The sequence below is a fragment of the Rhizobium sp. BE258 genome (assembly GCF_031457345.1).
Taxonomy (GTDB): Bacteria; Pseudomonadota; Alphaproteobacteria; order Rhizobiales; family Rhizobiaceae; genus Rhizobium.
In genome coordinates this window covers 44713-64416 of the sequence record NZ_JAVDWL010000005.1, presented here as the reverse complement: position 1 = coordinate 64416, position 19704 = coordinate 44713, and the positions used below count along the sequence as shown (strand labels likewise).

Here is a 19704-nt window from a genome sequence, read left to right as displayed (position 1 = left end):
CCTTTCTCGAACCTTAGAGGACGCCAGCTTCGGTCTTGAGCTTCTCGACGAGCTCGGCGACCGACTTGACCTTGACGCCAGCCTTGCGGCCGGAGGGCTCTTCGGTCTTCAGCACCTTGAGGCGCGGCTCGGTGGAGACGCCGAAATCAGCGGGGCTCTTCTTGTCGAGTGGCTTCTTCTTTGCCTTCATGATGTTCGGCAGCGACGCATAGCGCGGCTCGTTGAGGCGGAGATCCGTGGTAACAACAGCCGGAAGCTTGACGTCGATCGTCTGCAGGCCGCCGTCGACTTCGCGGGTCACGGTCGCCTTGCCATCACCGATCTCGATCTTCGAGGCGAAAGTCGCCTGGGCGGTGCCGAGCAGGGCTGCCAGCATCTGGCCGGTCTGGTTGCTATCGTCATCGATCGCCTGCTTGCCGACGATCACGAGACCCGGCTGTTCGGCATCGGCAACGCCCTTCAGGATCTTGGCAACGGTGAGCGGCTCGACGGCATCGTCGGTCTCGACGAGAATGGCGCGGTCGGCACCCATGGCGAGCGCGGTGCGCAGCGTCTCTTCGGCCTTGGCGGGACCGATCGACACGACGACCACTTCCTCGGCCTTGCCGGCTTCCTTCAGCCGCAGCGCCTCTTCCACCGAGATCTCGTCGAACGGGTTCATCGACATCTTGACGTTGGCGAGTTCAACACCCGTGCCGTCAGGCTTGACGCGGATCTTCACGTTGTAATCAACCACCCGCTTCACAGGAACGAGAATCTTCATGGGGTCCTTCCTTCAAACTCTTTCGCCAGGAAAATGCGCGTTTCGGCGCTGCTCCGATTGTCGAATGGCGACATGGATACGCGTTTTTCCTCCAAACACAACGCTCGCCAGTCGCAGACAGACAAATTGAAGAACGGAAATATATTACGTTTACGTTCACGTCAATATTGCGCGTACGCTGTCAGGAGTGACTGTCTTCGGCTGCGATGGTGCGGCGGATGGCAGGCGTGCTGCGCACCGCGCGCGGCGTGACGATCTCCCGGTCGAAGAGGGGCACATCGCGGCGCTTCAGGAGCAGGACGAGGATGGCGCCTGCGAGGATACCGCCGACATGCGCGCCCCAGGAGACGTCGCTATCCGTACTGATGACCAGCATGAAGAACTGCTGGCCGACCCAGAGCAGCAAAGGAATGAAGGCGGGAAGCGGCAAGGGCACTCGGAAGAACACCAGCACCCAGACTTTGACGCGCGGATGCAGCACGAGATAGGCCGCCACGATGCCCGATATGGCCCCTGACGCACCGATCAGTGGCGCCTGGGATTCAGTCGCCAGCAAGCCGTGGCAGAGCGCGCCGAATGCGGCGCAGGCCAGATAGAAGATGAGAAAGCGCAGATGCCCCATGGCATCTTCGACATTGTCGCCGAAGACCCAGAGGAAGATCATGTTTCCCGCCAGATGCCAGAAACTGCCATGCAGGAAGGAATAGCTGATATAGGTCAGCTGCTCGGGGATCAGTTCCAGCTCAGGCGGCAGGATGGCGTGATCGAAAGCGACAGCCGGGATATATCCGAGGCCGACGGTTGCGGCCTTGGCGATATCAGGAGAGGCAAAGCCGGTGAACAGCCAGATCGCCACATTCGCGGCGATCAGGGCCAGCGTTACCCACTGCACCTTGATATGTTTCAGCGTATTGGCGTCGTGCAGCGGAATGAACATGAAAGCCTGCCCCCGGGCGATCTTCGTTGCCGGGAACCTATCTGTTTTTTCCGGGAACCCAAAGCACATCCGCGCGGCCCTGGTCATTCGCATGACGGGCGGCAACGAAGAGGAAATCGGAGAGGCGGTTGACGTATTTCAGCGCCTCCTGGCCGACCGTCTCGCCTTCGGTTCGCGACAGCGCCACCATCAGCCGCTCGGCGCGCCGCGAGATGGCGCGCGCCAGATGCAGATGCGCGGCAGCCGGCGAGCCGGCCGGCTGCACGAAGGATTTCAAAGGTTCTAAATCGGCGTTCAGCCTGTCGATATCAGCTTCCAGACGGGTTACCTGGGCGGCGACAATGCGAAGCGGCTCATAATTGAGCGGCTTGCCGGTGTCGGGGGTCGCGAGATCGGCGCCGAGATCGAAGAGGTCGTTCTGGATGAGCATCAGCATCCGGTCGAGCTCTGGGTGATCGCCGGTGTGGAGCCTGACGACGCCGATCGCCGAATTCGTCTCGTCGATTGTGCCATAGGCTTCGATACGCAGATCGTGCTTCTGCCGCCGGGGGCCGGAGACCAGCGCGGTCGTGCCGTCATCGCCGGTCTTGGTGTAGATCTTGTTGAGCTTGACCACTCGTTCCCCCAGTTCTCAATGCGTCAGGTCGGGCGGCCGCCGCCGGTCAACCACAGTGTCAGCATGATCAGGATGACGGCGATCGCCTGCAGCAGCACGCGCATCTGCATCAGCTTGTTCGAGAGGTTGGAATCGCCGCCCTTCATCATGTTGAAAAGGCCGCGGATCAGCACCAGCGCGACGAGGCCCATGACGATGATGGCGAGAATGTAAGTGGCCGTGGACATGGCATTCGGCTTTCTTGGTCAGTCGGTCCAGCGCATCAGGCGATAGAAGAGATCTGCAGGCAGCAGTCTCTTCAGCATCATGCCCTGCTTTGCCGGAACCGTTACAGGATAATGTGGCTTCGGATTTTTCGAGTTCAATGCGTCTTTTAGAACCGCATAGACCGCATCCGGTTGAAGTTTATGTCGGCTGACCGGGCCGGTGCCGTCAAGCCGCGCCAGCTGTCGGCGATAATCTGCCGCATGCACGGAGCCGCGGATATCGATGTGCTCGTTGATCTTGGAGAGCGCATTGGCCGTGAAGCGCGAGGCGATGGGGCCGGGCTCGATCAGGCTGACATGGATGCCGCTGCCTTGCAGCTCCATGCGCAGCGTGACGCTCAGCCCTTCGAGGGCGAATTTCGATGCGGTGTAGGCGCCGCGGTAGCGGTAGGGTACGACGCCTAGGATCGAGGAGCACTGGACGATGCGGCCGCTGCCTTGCTTGCGCATCAGTGGCAGCACGCGGCGCGTCAGCTCATGCCAGCCGAAAAAGTTGGTCTCGAACTGTTCCCGCAGCACATCCGTCGTCAGATCCTCGACGGCGCCCGGCTGGCCATAAGCGCCATTGTTGAAGAGGGCGTCGATGCGGCCGCCGGAGACGGCTTCGATCTCGCGCATGAAATCGGCGATGGAATCGGTATGGGCATAATCCATGCGGAAGGCTTCTATGCCGTCCGCCTGAAGCGATCCGAGATCTTCCTGCTTGCGTACAGTGGCGAAGACACGCCAGCCGTCAGCCTTGAGAGCACGTGCGCAATAGGCACCGATCCCGGACGAACATCCGGTAACGATGATGGTGCGCGGCTCTGCCATTCATTGATTCCTGTACAAACTGGGACTCGTTTCCCATATTCGCACCGAGGTTACAATCGCCAGCGCCGGAGATGGAATGCCGAAGATACTGCGTATGCTCTATGAGGTGGTCTACGACGCGATCTGCCATCTCATCGAGGACGACGGCTTCGCGATGGCGAGCCATGTGGCACTTTCCACCCTGCTTGCCGTCTTTCCTTTCCTGATCTTCGGCACGGCACTCGCCAATTTCCTTGGCGCCGATCAGTTTTCGATGACGGCGATCCACATCATCTTCGATACCTGGCCGGAAGCGATCGCCAAGCCGCTGGCCGATCAGGTTGTGCAGGTCCTGACTGTGCCGCGCGGCGGGCTGCTCACCATCTCGGTTCTCGCTGCCGCCTACTTCGCCTCGAATGGCGTGGAGGCGCTGCGCATCTCGCTGAACCGCGCCTATCGCGTGCAGGAGACGCGGCCGTGGTATTTCACGCGCCTTGCCAGTCTCGGATATGTCCTCGTCGCCGTCATCATCTTTGCGGCCATCAGCATCCTGCTTGTGGCGGTTCCCGTTGGTCTCGACTACGCCCGCGAATGGCTGCTCCACAACGATGCTTTCGAGTGGATACCGCCAACTGTTCGCCAGTGGCTACCGGTTATCGTCGATACGCTGGAGGTGGTCTTCAGCTGGCGTATCTACGGCACGCTGGTGATGCTGACGCTCGGCTTGCTGGTCGTGCATCTCTGGCTTCCGTCCGGGCGCCGCAAGGTGTTCGACGTCATACCGGGCGTGTTGCTGACGCTGCTTCTCTGGCTCGCGGGCGCGCTGATCTTCGCCTATTATCTGGCAACCTTCGCCAATTACAACGCGACCTATGCCGGTCTCGCCTCGGTGATGGTGGTGCTGATCTTCCTTTATATGGTCGGGGTGATCTTCATTATCGGCGCTGAACTGAACGCGGCGCTGCTGAAATTTCGGGTTCGGGCGATCTTCAAGCGCAATTTTCTCAGCGGCAATGGCCACAAGCGCTCAGAGGCCGACAAGCTGCCGGATGTCGGCGGCTGAAAGACCCTTGGCCCGTAGTTCGGCAATCCCGGTATCGCCCTCGCTTTTCGAGAGCTTGCGTCCGGATGCATCGGTCACGAGCCGGTGGTGATGATAGGCGGGCTCTGGCAGGTCGAGCAGAACCTGCAGCAGCCGGTGGACCGACGTCGCATGGAAAAGATCAAGCCCGCGGACGACATGGGTGACGCCCTGGAGCGCGTCGTCGAGAACGACGGAAAGATGGTAGCTCGATGGTGCGTCGGAGCGGGAGAGGATAACATCGCCCCAGGCGGCCGGGTCGGCTTCAACGATGCCGCGTTCGCCGTCTCCGGTGTCGGTCCAGCTCAGGTTTGAACCGGCGGCCTCCAGCGCGCGGCGCATGTCGAGCCGCCATGCATGCTTGAGGCCTGCGCTCAGCCTTCCCGCTTGCTCCACCTCGCTCAGTTCGCGGTCTTCAGCTGGATAGAGCGGTGAACCATCCGGATCGCGCGGCCATGGCACGCCTGCTGCCTCATGGGATGCGACCTTCGTTTTCACTTCGCCGCGGGTCATGAAGGACGGATAGACGAGGCCGCGGCCGATCAGCTGTTGGAGCGCTGCCTGATACTCGCCGAAATGCTCCGATTGGCGGCGCGTCGGCCTCTCCCATGAAATGCCCAGCCATTCCATGTCGTGGTAGATGCCGGTTTCGAAATCGGGTGTGCAGCGCGTCAGATCGATGTCTTCGATGCGCAACAGCAACCGGCCATCAGCTTTCCCGGCCATGTCCTGATTGATCAACGCAGACAGCGCATGGCCAAGATGCAGCGGCCCGTTGGGGCTGGGGGCAAAACGGAAGACGGGCTTTTGACGCTGAGTCGTGGTCATGCTTTCTTCTGCCATGGATTCGAAACCACCGCGAGGCGACGTGCAGATCATTCGAAACGAGGGCGATGTCGAGCAGGGGCTGGCTGAATTGCTGCGGCTCGATCCGCGTCTTTCAGCCGTCGCCGCCGATGCCGGGCCGCTGCCCTTGCGGCTGCGCGAGCCGGGTTTTTCCGGTCTCGCGCATATCATCGTTTCGCAAATGGTCTCGCGGGCGAGCGCCGAAGCGATCTGGCGGCGAATGCTGCCTGCCGATGGCGAGCTGACGGCCGAGAGCTACGTGATGCTGCATGAGGAGGCGTGGCGGGAGTTCGGGCTCTCCCGCGCCAAGGCTTCTACGCTGTCAGGAATCGCGACCGCGGTTGCCGCCGGACATCTGGATCTGACCGTGCTTTCGGTGCTGCCGCCTGACGAGGCGCGGCATGTGTTGACGGCGTTGAAGGGCGTCGGTCCGTGGACGGCAGAGGTCTATCTGATGTTCTGCTGTGGCCATGCCGATATCTTTCCATCCGGCGACGTTGCTCTGCAGAATGCGGTCGCCGCGGCATTCGGTCTCGCTGAACGGCCGCAAGCCAAGGCGCTAGCGGCAATGGCGGAAGTCTGGGCACCGTGGAGATCCGTGGCCGCAAGGCTTTTCTGGGCGTATTATGCGCAAAAACTCGGCCGCGGGCTGGTGCCGGTCGCCTGATCGGCAACACTCATCGAATTGCCGTTATTGACTGAATTTATTGGACTTCACAAGGCTGTCACAACCGGCCTAATATAAGGATGCAGATGCCGAATCGATCAGGAGAGTCCCTTGACGATTGCAGTCTCCCCCCAGGCCCTGCCGGCGCTCGTTCTGAACGCTGACTACAGGCCTTTGAGTTATTATCCCTTGTCGCTCTGGTCCTGGCAGGACGCGATCAAGGCGGTCTTCCTTGACCGTGTGAATATCATCGCAGAGTACGAACACTCGGTTTCTTCGCCGAGCTTTTCGATGCGGCTACCCAGTGTCGTTTGCCTCAAGACCTATGTTCAGCCATCGCGCAATCCCGCATTCACGCGCTTCAACGTGTTCCTTCGGGACAAGTTCGAATGCCAGTATTGCGGCGATCACAACGACCTGACCTTCGACCATGTCATCCCGCGCGCCCATGGCGGCGAGACGACCTGGGAGAATGTCGTGGCGGCCTGCTCTCCCTGCAATCTCAGGAAGGGCAGCAAGCTACCGAAGCAGGCAGGCATGGTCCCACACCAAAAGCCGTACCAGCCGACCGTGCAGGATCTGCACAATAACGGCCGCCTTTTCCCGCCCAACTATCTGCACGACAGCTGGCTCGATTATCTCTACTGGGATACCGAACTGCAGCCGTAACGGCAGCCGCCTTTCTCAGGCCGACTTGCGGACGCCGATAAAGGCGAAGGCCGCGAGCACGAGGCTTGCAATCACGTTCCAGCCCGCAAAGGACAGGCCGAGCACGCGCAAAGCCGCGTCGGTGCAGGATGGTCCCTTGATGGTGTTGAGTTCGGTCAGCAGATCGCCGGCATTCTGCGTCATGCTGCCTGCCGTCGTCGAGCAGGTCGTGGGGCCGGCCCAGAAGTGCCATTCGACGCCTGAGTGATAGACGCCCATGCCGGCGCCGACGACCATCAGGGCACCGGCTGCAAGGAGGAGCGCACGCGACATCCAGTTCGGGAGGCCGAAGAGCGAACCGACCGCGCCAAGGAGTGCGATCGGAATGGCGTAATAATAGGGCTGGCGCTGCATCAGGCAGAGCGCGCAGGGGATGTAGCCGCCGATATACTGGAAGCCGAGCGCCGTGCCGACGACGACCGCCATGGCGACGGCGAGGACCAGCGAATAGATGAAGACCGGACGGCTGACGGATGGGGCAATGGCAGTCATGGCGGGGCTCCGCGGAGTTTCAGTGGGCAATGAGCTTGTAGGCAACGCCGAGGGCGATCAGCACGACTGCCGCGATAGCGGCGATCTGGCCGAGACGCTTCTCGATGAAATGGCGGATCGGCTCGCCGTAGCGGCGTAGCAGCCAGGCGAGGAAGAAGAAGCGCGCGCCGCGGGCGACGATCGCCGAGATGACAAAGAAGCCGAGGTTCATGTGGATGACGCCGGCGAGAATGGTGACGATCTTGATCGGCGGCAGGTGCGCCAGACCCGATGTCACCAGAAGCAGCAGCAGGATTTCCCACTCGTCATGGATATAGACCCTGAGCTGCTCGAAGGCTTCGAGCTTGCCGTAAAATTCCAGGACAGGACGGGCGAGCGCATCATAGGCGTAATAGCCGAGCGCCCAGCCGGCGATGCCGCCGAGCACGGAGGCGGCGGTGGCCACCAAAGCGTAGCGATAGGCGCGCTCCGGCTTGGCAAGCGCCATCGGCAGATAAAGGACATCAGCCGGAACGAGAAAGACAGAGCTTTCGACGAAGGCGATAACGGCGAGCCAGACTTCGGCCGACTTGCGGGCGGCGAGAGACATGGTCCAGTCGTAAAGTCTGCGGAGCATTCCATTCCTTTCGTGCTGCGGTGCAAGAGCATTAGGCGGCGGGTTAGGCGCTGTAAATGCTCACTGTGGCAATGATAGTGGCGCCGGCGGTGAAATTTTTCGTGATCCGGCGGCAGATGACCGTGTTCAGGTTTCGGCCGAAGGCTCGCGCGGTTCGGGATGGGCGGCGCGTTTGGCGCGCATCACGTTCATTTCCGTGCGTTCGCGCGCCATATCACTGACCGCGGCCCTCAAAGCCGGGTGGCGTGCCGTGAACATGTTGAAATCGCGGCGTTCCAGAACGAGGAACTGGCAGAAATCGATGGCAATGACATCGGCCGTGCGGCGCCCGCCCGAGAGCAGCGCCATCTCGCCGAAGAACGAGCCCGGCTCGAGCCGGACAGGCCCGCCATTGACGCGCACTTCGACGGCGCCCGAGGAGATGAAATACATGCCGTCGCCGCGATCGCCCTTGCGGACCACGCGTTCGCCGGGGAGCGCGGATTTCGGCCGGAAGAGGAGCAGCAGCTCTTCCTGCGAATGCTCGTCGACCTCCGCAAACATCGGGAAGGTCTCGACCAGCTTCTGCATTTCCAGCTGGTGCTCGCGCTCGCGCTCCTCGCCGAGCAGCCGGTTCTTCTCGAGCTCGCGCCCCAGCACATCAAGGCGCTTGCGGCCATAGCCGTCGTAGAGATGCGGCCACTTCTTGTGGACGCGCTTGTGCGCGACCTCGGCTGCGAGGCAGACCAGCGGATTGAGCGTGATCGACAGAATGGCGGCTGCGAGGATGAGATCCTGTCCCTCTTTCGGCATGAGGCCGAGGGAGACGCCGAGGCTTGCAAGAATGAAAGAGAATTCGCCGATCTGCGCCAGACCGCCCGCCACCGTCAGCCCCATACCGACAGGGAAGCGCAGCAGCATGACGATACCGAAGGAAATGATCCCCTTGCCGATGATGATCAGCGCCAGCGCACCGAAGACTGCCATCGGCTCCTGCAGCAGGATCGAGGGGTTAAAAAGCATCCCGACCGAAACGAAAAACAGCACCGAGAAGGCATTCTGGAGCGGCAGGGAATCTGCGGCGGCGCGATGGCTGAGGTTGGACTCGCTCATGACGACGCCGGCGAAGAAGGCGCCGAGCGCGAAGGAAACGCCGAAGATCGCCGCCGACCCGAAGGCGATGCCGAGCGCGATCGCCAGAACCGTCAGGGTGAAGAGCTCGCGCGAGCCGGTGCGAGCCACGAGGGTCAGAAGCCAGGGCACGACCTTGGGGCCGAGCACGACGGCCATGATGGCGAACGCGGCGACTTTCACCAACGTCAATACGATCGTCAGCGGCAGGGGCAGACCCGCGCCATGAGCGACCGCATCGCTCGCGTGACCGCCCAGCAGCTCGGCGAGCGCCGGAAGCAGCACGAGCGCCAGCACCATTGCCAGATCTTCGACGATCAGCCAGCCGATCGCGACGCGGCCGCTGGCCGTGTTGATAAGATTTCGCTCTTCCAGGGCTTTCAGAAGCACAACGGTGCTGGCGACAGAGAGGCTGAGGCCGAAAACGATCCCGGCTCCCAGGCTCCAACCCCAATAGGAGCAGAGCGCCACGCCAAGCAGTGTCGCAAGCAGGATCTGGATGATGGCGCCTGGAACCGCCACGCCGCGCACGGCCAGAAGGTCGCTCGCCGAAAAATGCAGGCCGACGCCGAACATCAGCAAGATGACGCCCATTTCTGCAAGCTGGCTTGCCAGTCCTGTGTCGGCAACGAAGCCGGGCGTGAATGGCCCCATCAGGATCCCGGCCATCAGATATCCGACCAGCGGCGGCAGCCGCAGCCGGTCTGCGACATAGCCGAGCACCGCCGCAAAGACGAAGCTTACGGCGACTGTTGCGATAAGGCCTGCTTCCTGATGCACGTCGTCCCCTTGCCGTTCGTTGCGGCGCCACTTTGAACGAAGGGCAAGCAAAATTAAACACTTGATTTGGACAGCATGGTCGCGGTGCGCAGGAATTTTGGCAGGAAATGTGCCTGCGCGATATCTGGAATGAGACCTCGCGCAAGCATTCCCTCAAGGTTGCAACAGCCTGAAGCCAGTTTCGGCGCTCAATATGAGCTCGCACTAAAACAGTCGATGCCATCTCATTGGAGAATTCCATGCGAGAATTAGGAACTGTTGCGGCGGCCGCCAGCCACTACTGCGATGATACTGTCGAATTCGGCTATGTCAGGGAGGTCTTTCTCGAGGATGAGGCCTGCTGGGGCGTCTTCGACGCCGACGGCGACGTCATCTTCGTTGGCGATGATCTCGATGAATGCCGCTCCTTCGCTGCGAAGGAAGAGATACGGATACAGCTGATCCACTAGGAACGGCATTCGGCAGGGTCCTTGCCGCTGGCCTGTTATGAGGCGGTGGTAACCGAATTGCCGCGTAATTTTGCAAAAAATACGAATCCGGCCGCTTTTTTGAGGGTGTTCGCCAAATATGTGCTAAGGCCCCCTCAGAAACTTAAAACAGGCCTTTTACAATTATGATCGAACTTACCCCCGCCCTCATCTCTGCGCTGAAGCTTGCCAAGGATGGCGACCTTCATCCCCAGGCCACGAACAAGTGGACTCATGAGAACGCCACCGTGACCTACGCAAAGAACGACCGGTGGAAAGAGCGTCCGCAGAAGATCAAGTCCGTGACGCCCAAGTCGATCGAAGAACTGAGCGGATCCGGCCTCATCGAGCGCCGCAACCTCGACACCGACGCCGCCAAGGATGTCTACGGCATCACCATGGCCGGCAAGATGTGGCTGCTGAAGAACAAGTAGACGCAGACGGTTCGGCAGGCTTCGCAGGCACGCTACGGGACGCAGCCCTGAGGGCTGCTTTTCCGGGAGGTGGTGCCCCATGCCGTTGCAGAATATTGCGGCATTTTCAAAATACTTAGACAGTCGAGGTGGGTTTGCATGTCTTTTTGAATTCGGCGTCGAATTTTCCAATCGCCAACAGTTTCTGAGCACACATATTTTAATTAACTCTTCTGTCCAAATCTCTGAGACCGCTCTTCTGAATTGCCGCAGCCCAAGAAAATATAGAAGCGCTAAGTAAACTACACGGCAAATAGCAGCCTCATCGCTGAGCGACTGGGCGCGCCGAACCTTTTTGTCTGCGAGAGCCTTCGTAGCTCTAGCCGCCTCCAAACCCTCCCCCATAAGTGGCGAACGCGCCGAAGAAAAAAAGCATCGACGGACCAGCTGGAACCAATTCGGCTGACGCGCGTTTATAAAGCGTAGCTTAGGCATTTGGTTCCCGTCGTAACCGAGCGCACCCATGAGAAAGAGCTATTTTGTTATCGGCTGTCTTTTGGTTGCCGTCGTAGCTGTCGGCGCTTGGGGCATCTTTGCCAAGCAACAGCTTTCCGTGTTGAAGACCGAAGTGAAAAAACTCCAAAAATACCGTTACCGTTCTCAATCTCAGATTGACTCGGCACGCATAGAAATCATTCCAGAGAACAATCCGTACCTAGAGAAGATCAGCGAAATCCGGCGCGTTAAGAAGTCGTCGGCCTCCATGGACGCCATGTGGTCTCGACTTGAGCCAATGGCTGCCACTTATCACCGATATGGAGACCGAAGAGATCTTGCGATAGGAGCTATGCTGGTCGTCGCTGGCTTTTATGATTTCGGCAACCCGGCCCCTAATGATGCGAAAGTCGGCTGTGTCTCGATCAACCAGGAAACCAACTTCACATCTATTGGAGACCTTTCCTTCACGGCGATGACGAAAAGCGACATCGGCTGTTGTACCGACTTCACATTGATGCTCGCATCGTTCTTGGATCATCTCGATTTCGATACTGAAGCCGTTATCAATACTGGTCACCAAGCAGTAAAGGTGACGATCGACGGCAGAGAGCATTTCCTCGACTCCAACAACCTTCTTTTTGCTCAGGATTTCTTTGGCGGGAATGATCGAGAGATGCATTACTTTACGCCTTACGTCGAGACACGTACTCCCTCATCGCAGCATTATGTGATGACCTCCATGGCATTTTCCATCGAGGGGTTCGGAAAGGAAGAGTGGAAGGTTAACTCCCTTGATAAGCACTACCGGCTATTCGATGCCGAGTTTCTGATTGACTAACGTCCAGCACCCGACAACTGAGGGGAAATATCGCTCTTCGAGGCGATGTCAGGCGACAGGCAAATTCCAGATCGTTTCTCGTGTTGATCCTGACGGCCACGGAGACGTAGCCATCGGAATTCTTGCGAGGACGGCCCGATAGAATCCCGGACAATTCGTCATGCGGCTTCCGTCCGCATTTTGGCTGAAGTCGAGATGAGAGAAGACATCCTCATTGTCGCGCTGAGGAAAGAGAAGAAAGCCCATCCGCGTTGGTTTCGCTCGGCGCTCGGAAAACGCTGTCCGGTTAATATGCGAGCGACTTGATCTTGCTGGCGTAGGAAGACAATGTCTTCCACGCTTCCCATCAGAAGGTGCTCTTGGCGCTGCTAGGCGGCTTGCTTCCATTGCCGATATTTGCAGAGTCAAAAAGGGACTCTAAGTACTCGCCGCCCTGGTGAGCCTTTCAGCATGCAGAGATCCTAATTGATAAATGGCGGGAGAGTGCCCGTATCAGCCTGCATGATGCCCGCAGCATGACCGGTTGGTTTGATCCGCATACTTGATCGCGCTACGCAGGGATGCTCCTGGCGCGAAACATGGCGCCTTCGCGAGAACGCTGCTCCAAGGCCGCCCGTTTGGGTAGTTATCCGCTCCCTGTAGCGTAAACCGCGCGGATCGGCGTCAAAAATTTCAGCTGGTTGCAGAACAGATCGAGAAAGAACTTTCCCCGCACCTAGATCCCAGTGCGGGGAATATCGTGAATTCCGCAGTGAAATCAAAGGCCGCAAAGTAAAGTGGTGCCCCATGCCGGGGTCGATACCCCTCGGCAGTCTCTTAAAATTCAATGACTTAGGCAGATCATCTGCCCGTGTTCTGTAGCAGATCAATGTAACAGTAGCAAGGCTGACCGATGCTGCGGCATCGCCTCGAACCGCTATATAGAGGTCAGCTTTTCGGCGTAGCTGACCTCAATTTCGATTGTCTGTGAATGGGACGTCAGCGAATTCCCTGAAGGATTTTCTCAGCCATCTCGCGCTCAATCACGTCACCTGGTTGGAGGGAGTAGCGGCGTATTGCACGCTCCAATACGCGTTTGCAGTCCATGAAAAGGTTTCTCGGCGTGACGGGGTTGGTATTTGCCACTATATAACGAAGCGCCTCCTCAGTGAACGGATAGAACGTCCCTGCCTCGCCCGAGTTTGGAGGGCGATGGAAGTTAATCTGATCACGCAAAAAGCGCACAGCATCGTCATCTTCGAGCATCGGGACTTCTACGTAATTACGGGTCATCCGTTTTAGTAGGTGATTAGGCATTATTGCTTCGATTAGAGCAGTAGCGACCGAGAAGCTCAGGATCATTCCAAAACGATAAGGAAGCTCGTTGATGAGTTCCCTGAAGCCGCTGAAAACCAGATCGCTCTCGCTTATCTTCGCATCTATGAGGACTTCACACTCATCAATAAACAGATAGACCGACTCGACTATACGCTCTTTCGGTCTCAATTCGGATGTCAACACGCGGAAGAAGTCAGACAGGATTTTCGCTGCCATAAAGTCTGAGTCAATTTTGCCTTCGTACTCGTTTCCATCACATCTCTCATTGCCGATCAGAAATTCGAAGATCTTTGCGTCGTCGGATGCCCCCCGCATCAGCAGGCGAACCATCGCTCGATCATTGGGGACGATTTTCTCGACAGCTGACTCGAAGAAAGAAGCCTTATTGTTTACGTTCCCGTAACCCGCTTCCGTCGCGAGTTCATTGAGGATCGCGTCGAACTTTTCTTTGACCTGACCGCAGAAAAACTTAATCCGATCTCGGCCTAGAATGCGCACAATGTACTTATGCAGTTCCAAGAAATTCAGCTTCGTAGCAACGCGAGGTCGCTCGACGTAGAGTGCAAGTGATTTAAATTCGCCGGTCTGTTTGCTGCTTTCATCGTCAATCAATGTCTTAAGGAAGCGGAGAGCATGGCTTTTGCCAGCACCCAGTTCTCCGAAAAGCACGACGAATTCAGTGACGCCAATGTCACGAGCGCGGACACCCTTCACTAGGTCGATCAAATCTTCCTTTAGATCTTCACGACCCGCCCAGTTATGTACGGGACCGTCCGGAACAATCGGGAACGGATCGTTTAAAAGCTCAAACTGTTCAAGTGTTGTCATGGTCTTTCCTTTTCGCCAGCTGGCTGACCCCTCGCGATCCAAGCAGCAAAAGGCATTGCGCCTCCGATGGCTTGCATCCGCTGAATTTCTCGGTGGCAAGGGCTGGTCTCTCCAACGCCCTCGATCTCAGTAACAAGCTCATGGTTCCGCTCGAAGCCACCCATCGTGAAGTTCGCTGACCCGACGAAGCTGCGGAAGTTGCCTCTGACGTATTCGAAATGATACATCTTGGCGTGGAGGTATGGCGTTGTTCGAATGAAAATCTCGATTTCTTCGGCGGCAAGCCGATGGGCCATTTCCACCGTCATGGCTTGCTTATCATCGCCAGGAGGACGCGTAATCACATGGATGGTCTGAGCGCCGCGTTTCTTAAGAAACAAGCAAAAGCCCATGATGTCTTCAAACGGTTTTGGCAGTTTGTCGAAATATGGTGAGCAGATAACAGCGTGCTTTATTTCGTCGCTTAAAGAAGAAAAGAACCGCTTCTTGAATTCACGCGTGTAGTAAACTTCTTGGAAAGTAACTCGGCTCTTTTTGTCGCTCATGTCTTCTCGGCGCTTCCTTTGGGCCGGTAAAATCCGATTTGTCCACGCTTAGCTGAAAAACGTTCGAACTCGGCTTTCTTCGTGATGAAGAATTGATCGAGGACAGACTCCCAGTGGTAGTCTTTCCGCTCTATGTAGCCACTATAACGAATAAATTCTATCGAAAGTACTAATGAGGCTTGTGGTGCATGCACAAGTTTAGCTGCGGGGTAGCCTTCCAACATCACATGCGCAAGGCGATCAATTAGCCTAGCGACCTCAGCATCGGTAGGGGAACGACTCTCAAATGCAGAGAGTGTGAACGTGTCCTCGAACGGCCCGTGCACGCATATGTCGGGAGGAATTTTAAGGGCCTCTTGCACGCCTGACGGCGGGCCGAGCCAGAAATACCCATGTTCGGTTTCGAGCGCAGTGACCAAATCTCGGCCCAACGAAGTGATCCGCCGCTCACCGTCGATTAAGCCAAGGTAGATTAGCCACCCTAGGCGTGGGGTGGTGTGATGTCGCGCCGTGTTGAGCGTAAGCTTTTCGACTTCATAGTCCGCTAGAGGGCCTTTGCCTCTACGGAGCCAACCTAACATGTCGGCTATTCGGGTGAAAAGGACTCGCTCCGGGAATGCGCCACGAAGCCATTCACTCCGCCGCAGGCGCAGATTATGTTGGAAGCTGAGGAAGTAAGCTTTGATGTCCTCCCCATTTTGGTTGGCTGCGCAGTGCTTAAGGACGGGAAAGATGTAGTCAGCGTCCGCAATGAGAACCGTTCTTGCGATGAAGTACCGAGCAAAGCCGTCATCGCCGGTCGCGAGCGCGCCTGAAACCGAACGACCCGTCTCTGTTGGTGCCAGTCTCTGAAGGGTGGCTTGCGAACTTGAGACCACTTCGACGAGCTTCATGGCGACCGCAAAGTTTATCACCTCTTCGAGATATCCATCCGAGCCGTCAGTGTCGACTTGGAGGGCCTTTAAGAATGCTAACACCTCTTGCTTGTAACCAGATGGCTTATCTCTAAAAAAATCGAGGACGGAGAGTATCCGTGGAAGGCTGTAAGCGGCACTCGTGTAACCAATCTGCCGCGACAGAGCGCTCGCGAGGCTGCTTTCTGCATCGGTTCTGGAACCTGTGTAGGTCACTTTGGTGTAGCTCCGCCGTGTGCCGTGACACGAGGGCGTATACGCGCCACCAAAACACGGCCACTGGAACTATCAGCCATGATAGCCTCACCAGGGCCTAGGCTGCGTATGACGTCGCTGATCGAGTTCGCCTTTTCATTGTCAACGTCATAATCAACGGTGCTCCGTGTCGGCATGCGCGCAACGGCTGCATTCAGGTCGGCGTCAAATCCAAGCATGTGGGTGAACGTCAGGTCTACTTGGCTCATGAGCTTCGTGTTAACTGCAGACGGCTGTTGAGTAGCGAAGACTAAAGAAAGCCCGGCATCTCTACCGCGCTTCACATAGTCTATCAGAGGTGCGGTTGCCGCCGTCGCTCCGTCATTGGGCACGAGGACATGCGCTTCATCCAAAACCATCCATAGCCTACCGGTAAGGTTGGAGGTGTCTTCCGCAGCCGCGCCGGTGCGCATAGCCACCTTTCGGGACTGTTGAACGCGGCCCATTCGATCAGAGACCAAGCGGGAAATTACCCCCACGATGAGCCCCCTAACTGCGTCATCGAGATTTCTCATCAGCACCACGGAAAGTGTTCCTGGGCGAAGAAGCTCGTCTATCAGTAGTCCCGTGTTCTTTATGACGCCACTGGCCTCAAGACCCCTCAGGCGCCAGCTCAACCCGTCAACAGTAGCTTGCTGAAACCGGGACATGGCGGGGCTGCCTGCACAACTATCCGCGAGCTGGCCCGGAGGAAGGGCGCCGCCTTCTTCGAGCAAAGCCAGCAAGGCTTGGCCCATCGCGCTAAAACGCTCAAGCTCTAGTATGGCTAACCAGTCACTGACTGAAAGTTGGTCCGCTGAAAGGGAAAAAGGAATAGCATGCGGCACGGATGTATCGCTCGCGTCCGGAACGAGCACTCTCACGTTTGGAATTGCGCAGGGCTCCAAACCCCAGCGCTTCAAATCTCGCAACTGTTCCTGATCAACATCCAATGAAGACTGGGGGCTGTATCCTAGTGTCCAGAACTGGTCCTGAACGTCGAAGACAATCGCAGCGTCAGTTACCGATGACGGTGTGAGTGTGTCTGACAGGAAAATTCCCTCGATCAAAACACCCAAATCAAAGCTTTTTCCGCTGCCTCGACTCCCAAATATGCCGATCACATGAGGGAAGGAGACATCGCAGAAGAGGCTGAAATCCAGTACGTTGGCGATTTTCCCCTGCTCTAGCACCTTCCCCACTAAAGCCGAGCGCTGTTGATCTCCGCTTCTGTTGCCGAGAAACACGCCTTTTTCTTTGTTATCGACCTTAAAATTGTTTTGAGCGCGAGTCTGAAATCGGCTCTGTGTGAAAACCTTTGTGTAGCGCAATCCGTTCTCCTCGGTTCACCACGATCGGGTCATCGCCCCGCCGCAGGAGGACAGATTGATCGGGATCAAGCAAGTCCAGCACTCGTTCATAAGAAGCTGTCGCTGCGACGACTGCAACATTCAACTCGTGAGATAGACCTTTAACGCCTTTAATTACAGCAATTGCAGTGTAGCGATCAAGCGGCTCGCAGAAGTTGTCAATAATAAGGACCTCAGGCTTCTTCAAGAAAGCGAGGGCGACCTGCAGCCGATATCTTTGGCCAGAGCTTAGGCTTAATATGGGCCGAACAAACAACTGGGGTTCCGCTAGCCCGCATTTTGCAGTGATGGTGAGAAAATCTTCCAAGGAGGCTTTGCCTCGTAGGTCTAAGGGCGCTGCTTCCGCCGGTAGATCTTCGAGCACGCCGACAGAGGCAGCTGTTTGGACGTGCCCCTCGACGCGAACTTGTTGACGTACATTCTCTCTTACCGCTTGAGGTTCTCTGTTCTCAAGAAGCGCATGAATGGAGTCCACAAGCATTGTCTTTCCAGCGCCGCTTGCACCGCAGATCAGTGTAACTTCTCCTGCAGTGAGCGTGAAGGAAAGGCCGTTCACTATGGGCGTGACCAGTGTGGAGCCAACAAATCCAAAGGCATCTTGTAATGATCTTGCCTCCGAAGTTTGAGCCATATTGACGGTGCCCGTTATCGAGATGTCTTGAATAGCCCATTGCGGCCTATGGCGGAGCTTCTCCTCTTTCTTCCGCTGCGGCGGCTCAAGAATTCTGCGCCGATTTTGTACGTACTTTTTGGAAAAGGGGGTTAAGCCTGACGTATATGTGGGCTTTGGCTTTCGGTTTACTCGATGAAGCGACTCCCAAGTCTCTTGATCAAGCTTTGCTGCGTCATATTGTAATGACTCGATAACTTCGGGTAAGTTCTTTTTGTTCGTACTCATGTACTTAATAAGCTGAGATGCATAGGCCCGCTGGAGCGTCATTATCCCGCCGCCGCCCTGCGGCATGGCTTTGGCACCTTGCTCGGATAATCCCTTTCCCACAAGGTACTTCATATCCTTTGACAGGCGGTGTTCATTGCCTTCGGTGTGCCCCATCAAAGCGAAGCTCTCGTCAACAAATCGATAGTACCTCAGCATGTCTGCCGTGATTTCTAGAAATCGCGGTTTGAACCCGCCATAGTACCAGCGTGAACCTGCGTACTCTCTGGCCGCATCTGAGAATAGTTTGGCAAATCCGAGCCCGCGTATTTCCGGATGTATAACAAACCGGGATATACGGCATATTATATTTGAGAATTGCTTTGTAGCCGCTCGATCCCAACTCATCCATCGGGGACCATTTGGCTCCTGATAGGGAAAGTCGAAAAACCGCTTTCGGGCAGAATTCGCTATCATACTTGATGATAGCTCCACAAAGCCTAGCACGGTGGGAAGGTCCCACCGGTTAGACGTTGCTATCAACGGGATTGTCCTACCCGCTCCGCCCCCGCCCCTGTAATGAAATTTTCGAAGCGCATCAAAAAGCCGTAGCTCGGTCGCTGTCTCAATTTCCTTGAAGGTTATCTCGATCGTATCCTCTCCGATCGAGGCGGAGACTCGCTTAACCCAAGGTTTGCCAATCTCAACCCAGCTATCGTCGTTCTTGACATACGCACGGACTGAGCCCCCCTCAAAACGAAGAATGTCGCCTTCACCTGCAGGGATATAACGGCGAGCTACGTATAGTTTTCCATTTGAAAGGCGGATGTGCGCTTCGCCCGATTTAATGGAGCGGCTGAGTACTTTTGTCTCGCTGATGGATGGGGAATGGGCGGGAGAATTGGGCATTCTGTCTTTTCGTTCGATTAGCAAGCTTTGACCAGTACACTAGCGCAGCCGACCACTGTTGACCAGGCCGAACTCACGCGTGTCCGAAAAGACATTATCACTCCCTCGGAAACGCGTTTTGTTCAATCGATGAGCGGCCAGCCTTTTTTGCAAGCCGCGAAAGAGTTGAGCGCGAGCAACCCGTTGTGGATACAATGCTGTTCCAGCTCATCCCACCTGCTAGCATCTTCAAAATCCCTTCGTTTCGCTTCGCATCTTCCGGACGGCCCTTGTAACGTCCCTGAGCTTTCGCCTTGACGATGCCTTGTGCCTGCCGCCGCTTTCGATCGTCGTAGTCTTTGCGAGCGATAGCGGCCAACATGTCGAGCATCATGCCATTGATAGCGTCCATCATGCGGCTGTGGATATCGTCTCGGTTTGCAGTCGCCATCAGCCATGATGTCGGCAGGTCGAGTGCGACGACCTTCACTCTACCGCTAGCGATCTCTGCCTTGAGCTTTTCCCAATCATCGGCGTTTAGGCGGCTCAGACGGTCCACCTGTTCCACTAGGAGAACATCGCCGGGGTGGCAGTCAGCAAGCAATCGGAAAAGCTCCGGGCGCTTTAGAGACGCACCGCTTTCGTTCTCGACGTAGCTCGCCGCGATTTTCAACCCACGCGCTTCGGCGAAACTATGCAAATCATCCTTGGCCCGGTCGGCGTCTTGATCTTTGGTGCTGGCTCGGAGGTAGGCACGGACATGCATGGAAAACCACCTGGTTCGGTTTAGGTGGTTCGCTTATTTGTGGTTCGTTTTGAATTGTCAACTACCATTTATCGA

General features: G+C 57.0%; 21 protein-coding genes. 6 read left to right on the top strand and 15 right to left on the bottom strand.

The annotated features are described in order from the left end of the window. Positions 1 to 13 precede the first annotated feature (13 nt). The 5 genes from J2X43_RS18605 to J2X43_RS18585 form a co-directional block, all read right to left on the bottom strand. Positions 14 to 763, bottom strand: coding sequence for an electron transfer flavoprotein subunit beta/FixA family protein (locus J2X43_RS18605; RefSeq protein ID WP_112386122.1), 750 nt, complete (start codon positions 761 to 763; stop codon positions 14 to 16). Positions 764 to 944: 181 nt separating this feature from the next. Further along, the gene (locus J2X43_RS18600) at positions 945 to 1700 is read right to left on the bottom strand and encodes a rhomboid family intramembrane serine protease (RefSeq protein WP_310296143.1); all 756 of its coding nucleotides are present in this window, start codon (positions 1698 to 1700) and stop codon (positions 945 to 947) included. A 37-nt stretch (positions 1701 to 1737) separates the two neighbouring features. Further along, positions 1738 to 2316 carry a cob(I)yrinic acid a,c-diamide adenosyltransferase gene (locus J2X43_RS18595; protein WP_310296141.1) on the bottom strand — a complete coding sequence of 193 codons (579 nt, stop codon included), beginning with the start codon at positions 2314 to 2316 and terminating at the stop codon, positions 1738 to 1740. 23 nt (positions 2317 to 2339) lie between these two features. Beyond that, complete coding sequence (locus J2X43_RS18590) at positions 2340 to 2543, bottom strand: twin transmembrane helix small protein (RefSeq protein ID WP_112517686.1); 204 nt, start codon at positions 2541 to 2543, stop codon at positions 2340 to 2342. An 18-nt stretch (positions 2544 to 2561) separates the two neighbouring features. Beyond that, complete coding sequence (locus J2X43_RS18585; protein ID WP_112517685.1) at positions 2562 to 3395, bottom strand: SDR family oxidoreductase; 834 nt, start codon at positions 3393 to 3395, stop codon at positions 2562 to 2564. 76 nt (positions 3396 to 3471) lie between these two features. Here J2X43_RS18585 and J2X43_RS18580 point away from each other — a divergent pair, with 76 nt between their 5' ends. Further along, positions 3472 to 4437 (top strand): YihY/virulence factor BrkB family protein, encoded by a 966-nt coding sequence (locus tag J2X43_RS18580; RefSeq protein ID WP_310296139.1) that lies wholly within the window; start codon positions 3472 to 3474, stop codon positions 4435 to 4437. Here the strand turns inward: J2X43_RS18580 and gluQRS are convergent. Beyond that, the gene (gene gluQRS, locus J2X43_RS18575; protein WP_310296137.1) at positions 4402 to 5283 is read right to left on the bottom strand and encodes a tRNA glutamyl-Q(34) synthetase GluQRS; all 882 of its coding nucleotides are present in this window, start codon (positions 5281 to 5283) and stop codon (positions 4402 to 4404) included. The genes J2X43_RS18580 and gluQRS overlap by 36 nt on opposite strands. On the opposite strand from gluQRS, the gene J2X43_RS18570 reads away from it, so the two are divergent. Both J2X43_RS18570 and J2X43_RS18565 read left to right on the top strand, forming a co-directional pair. After that, positions 5282 to 5968, top strand: coding sequence for a DNA-3-methyladenine glycosylase (locus tag J2X43_RS18570; protein ID WP_310296135.1), 687 nt, complete (start codon positions 5282 to 5284; stop codon positions 5966 to 5968). The two genes, gluQRS and J2X43_RS18570, sit on opposite strands and share 2 nt — an antisense overlap. 111 nt (positions 5969 to 6079) lie before the next feature. Continuing rightward, positions 6080 to 6637, top strand: coding sequence for an HNH endonuclease (locus J2X43_RS18565; protein ID WP_112386114.1), 558 nt, complete (start codon positions 6080 to 6082; stop codon positions 6635 to 6637). A 15-nt stretch (positions 6638 to 6652) separates the two neighbouring features. Here J2X43_RS18565 and J2X43_RS18560 read toward each other — a convergent pair whose 3' ends face one another. The 3 genes from J2X43_RS18560 to J2X43_RS18550 form a co-directional block, all read right to left on the bottom strand. Then, positions 6653 to 7168 (bottom strand): disulfide bond formation protein B, encoded by a 516-nt coding sequence (locus J2X43_RS18560; RefSeq protein WP_112386113.1) that lies wholly within the window; start codon positions 7166 to 7168, stop codon positions 6653 to 6655. Between the two features lie 19 nt (positions 7169 to 7187). Continuing rightward, complete coding sequence (locus J2X43_RS18555; protein WP_310296132.1) at positions 7188 to 7784, bottom strand: YqaA family protein; 597 nt, start codon at positions 7782 to 7784, stop codon at positions 7188 to 7190. 126 nt (positions 7785 to 7910) lie between these two features. Then, positions 7911 to 9674 (bottom strand): cation:proton antiporter, encoded by a 1764-nt coding sequence (locus J2X43_RS18550; protein WP_310296130.1) that lies wholly within the window; start codon positions 9672 to 9674, stop codon positions 7911 to 7913. 239 nt (positions 9675 to 9913) lie between these two features. Here J2X43_RS18550 and J2X43_RS18545 point away from each other — a divergent pair, with 239 nt between their 5' ends. The 3 genes from J2X43_RS18545 to J2X43_RS18535 all read left to right on the top strand — a co-directional run bounded on the left by J2X43_RS18545 (position 9914) and on the right by J2X43_RS18535 (position 11890). Next, positions 9914 to 10123 (top strand): hypothetical protein, encoded by a 210-nt coding sequence (locus tag J2X43_RS18545; protein ID WP_112386110.1) that lies wholly within the window; start codon positions 9914 to 9916, stop codon positions 10121 to 10123. Positions 10124 to 10287: 164 nt separating this feature from the next. Further along, positions 10288 to 10575 carry a hypothetical protein gene (locus J2X43_RS18540; RefSeq protein ID WP_112386109.1) on the top strand — a complete coding sequence of 96 codons (288 nt, stop codon included), beginning with the start codon at positions 10288 to 10290 and terminating at the stop codon, positions 10573 to 10575. A gap of 502 nt (positions 10576 to 11077) precedes the next feature. Then, entirely contained in the window at positions 11078 to 11890 is an 813-nt protein-coding gene (locus J2X43_RS18535) for a hypothetical protein (RefSeq protein WP_310296126.1), read from the top strand. A gap of 978 nt (positions 11891 to 12868) precedes the next feature. Here J2X43_RS18535 and J2X43_RS18530 read toward each other — a convergent pair. The 6 genes from J2X43_RS18530 to J2X43_RS18505 form a co-directional block, all read right to left on the bottom strand. Next, positions 12869 to 14035, bottom strand: a complete 1167-nt coding sequence (locus J2X43_RS18530) for a hypothetical protein (RefSeq protein WP_310296124.1) — start codon at positions 14033 to 14035, stop codon at positions 12869 to 12871. Continuing rightward, entirely contained in the window at positions 14032 to 14580 is a 549-nt protein-coding gene (locus J2X43_RS18525) for a phospholipase D family protein (protein ID WP_310296122.1), read from the bottom strand. The genes J2X43_RS18530 and J2X43_RS18525 overlap by 4 nt, the downstream gene beginning before the upstream one ends. Beyond that, positions 14577 to 15710 carry a hypothetical protein gene (locus J2X43_RS18520; protein WP_310296120.1) on the bottom strand — a complete coding sequence of 378 codons (1134 nt, stop codon included), beginning with the start codon at positions 15708 to 15710 and terminating at the stop codon, positions 14577 to 14579. Before J2X43_RS18520 ends, J2X43_RS18525 begins: the two co-directional genes overlap by 4 nt. Beyond that, positions 15707 to 17059 carry an ATP-binding protein gene (locus tag J2X43_RS18515; RefSeq protein WP_310296118.1) on the bottom strand — a complete coding sequence of 451 codons (1353 nt, stop codon included), beginning with the start codon at positions 17057 to 17059 and terminating at the stop codon, positions 15707 to 15709. Before J2X43_RS18515 ends, J2X43_RS18520 begins: the two co-directional genes overlap by 4 nt. Then, a complete protein-coding gene (locus J2X43_RS18510; RefSeq protein ID WP_310296116.1) occupies positions 16998 to 18884 on the bottom strand; it encodes an ATP-binding cassette domain-containing protein in 1887 nt (628 codons plus the stop codon). The genes J2X43_RS18515 and J2X43_RS18510 overlap by 62 nt, the downstream gene beginning before the upstream one ends. 97 nt (positions 18885 to 18981) lie before the next feature. Further along, positions 18982 to 19629 (bottom strand): recombinase family protein, encoded by a 648-nt coding sequence (locus J2X43_RS18505; RefSeq protein WP_310296114.1) that lies wholly within the window; start codon positions 19627 to 19629, stop codon positions 18982 to 18984. Positions 19630 to 19704: the final 75 nt, after the last annotated feature.

What these genes read in the sequence shown, in the direction of transcription:
- gluQRS (WP_310296137.1), bottom strand. Translation starts at nt 5,283, where the DNA reads ATGACCACGACTCAGCGTCAAAAGCCCGTCTTCCGTTTTGCCCCCAGC.
- J2X43_RS18570 (WP_310296135.1), top strand. Translation starts at nt 5,282, where the DNA reads ATGCTTTCTTCTGCCATGGATTCGAAACCACCGCGAGGCGACGTGCAG.
- J2X43_RS18510 (WP_310296116.1), bottom strand. Translation starts at nt 18,884, where the DNA reads ATGCCCAATTCTCCCGCCCATTCCCCATCCATCAGCGAGACAAAAGTA.
- J2X43_RS18530 (WP_310296124.1), bottom strand. Translation starts at nt 14,035, where the DNA reads ATGACAACACTTGAACAGTTTGAGCTTTTAAACGATCCGTTCCCGATT.
- J2X43_RS18525 (WP_310296122.1), bottom strand. Translation starts at nt 14,580, where the DNA reads ATGAGCGACAAAAAGAGCCGAGTTACTTTCCAAGAAGTTTACTACACG.
- J2X43_RS18555 (WP_310296132.1), bottom strand. Translation starts at nt 7,784, where the DNA reads ATGCTCCGCAGACTTTACGACTGGACCATGTCTCTCGCCGCCCGCAAG.
- J2X43_RS18605 (WP_112386122.1), bottom strand. Translation starts at nt 763, where the DNA reads ATGAAGATTCTCGTTCCTGTGAAGCGGGTGGTTGATTACAACGTGAAG.
- J2X43_RS18505 (WP_310296114.1), bottom strand. Translation starts at nt 19,629, where the DNA reads ATGCATGTCCGTGCCTACCTCCGAGCCAGCACCAAAGATCAAGACGCC.
- J2X43_RS18590 (WP_112517686.1), bottom strand. Translation starts at nt 2,543, where the DNA reads ATGTCCACGGCCACTTACATTCTCGCCATCATCGTCATGGGCCTCGTC.
- J2X43_RS18560 (WP_112386113.1), bottom strand. Translation starts at nt 7,168, where the DNA reads ATGACTGCCATTGCCCCATCCGTCAGCCGTCCGGTCTTCATCTATTCG.
- J2X43_RS18600 (WP_310296143.1), bottom strand. Translation starts at nt 1,700, where the DNA reads ATGTTCATTCCGCTGCACGACGCCAATACGCTGAAACATATCAAGGTG.
- J2X43_RS18540 (WP_112386109.1), top strand. Translation starts at nt 10,288, where the DNA reads ATGATCGAACTTACCCCCGCCCTCATCTCTGCGCTGAAGCTTGCCAAG.
- J2X43_RS18545 (WP_112386110.1), top strand. Translation starts at nt 9,914, where the DNA reads ATGCGAGAATTAGGAACTGTTGCGGCGGCCGCCAGCCACTACTGCGAT.
- J2X43_RS18535 (WP_310296126.1), top strand. Translation starts at nt 11,078, where the DNA reads ATGAGAAAGAGCTATTTTGTTATCGGCTGTCTTTTGGTTGCCGTCGTA.
- J2X43_RS18580 (WP_310296139.1), top strand. Translation starts at nt 3,472, where the DNA reads ATGCCGAAGATACTGCGTATGCTCTATGAGGTGGTCTACGACGCGATC.
- J2X43_RS18585 (WP_112517685.1), bottom strand. Translation starts at nt 3,395, where the DNA reads ATGGCAGAGCCGCGCACCATCATCGTTACCGGATGTTCGTCCGGGATC.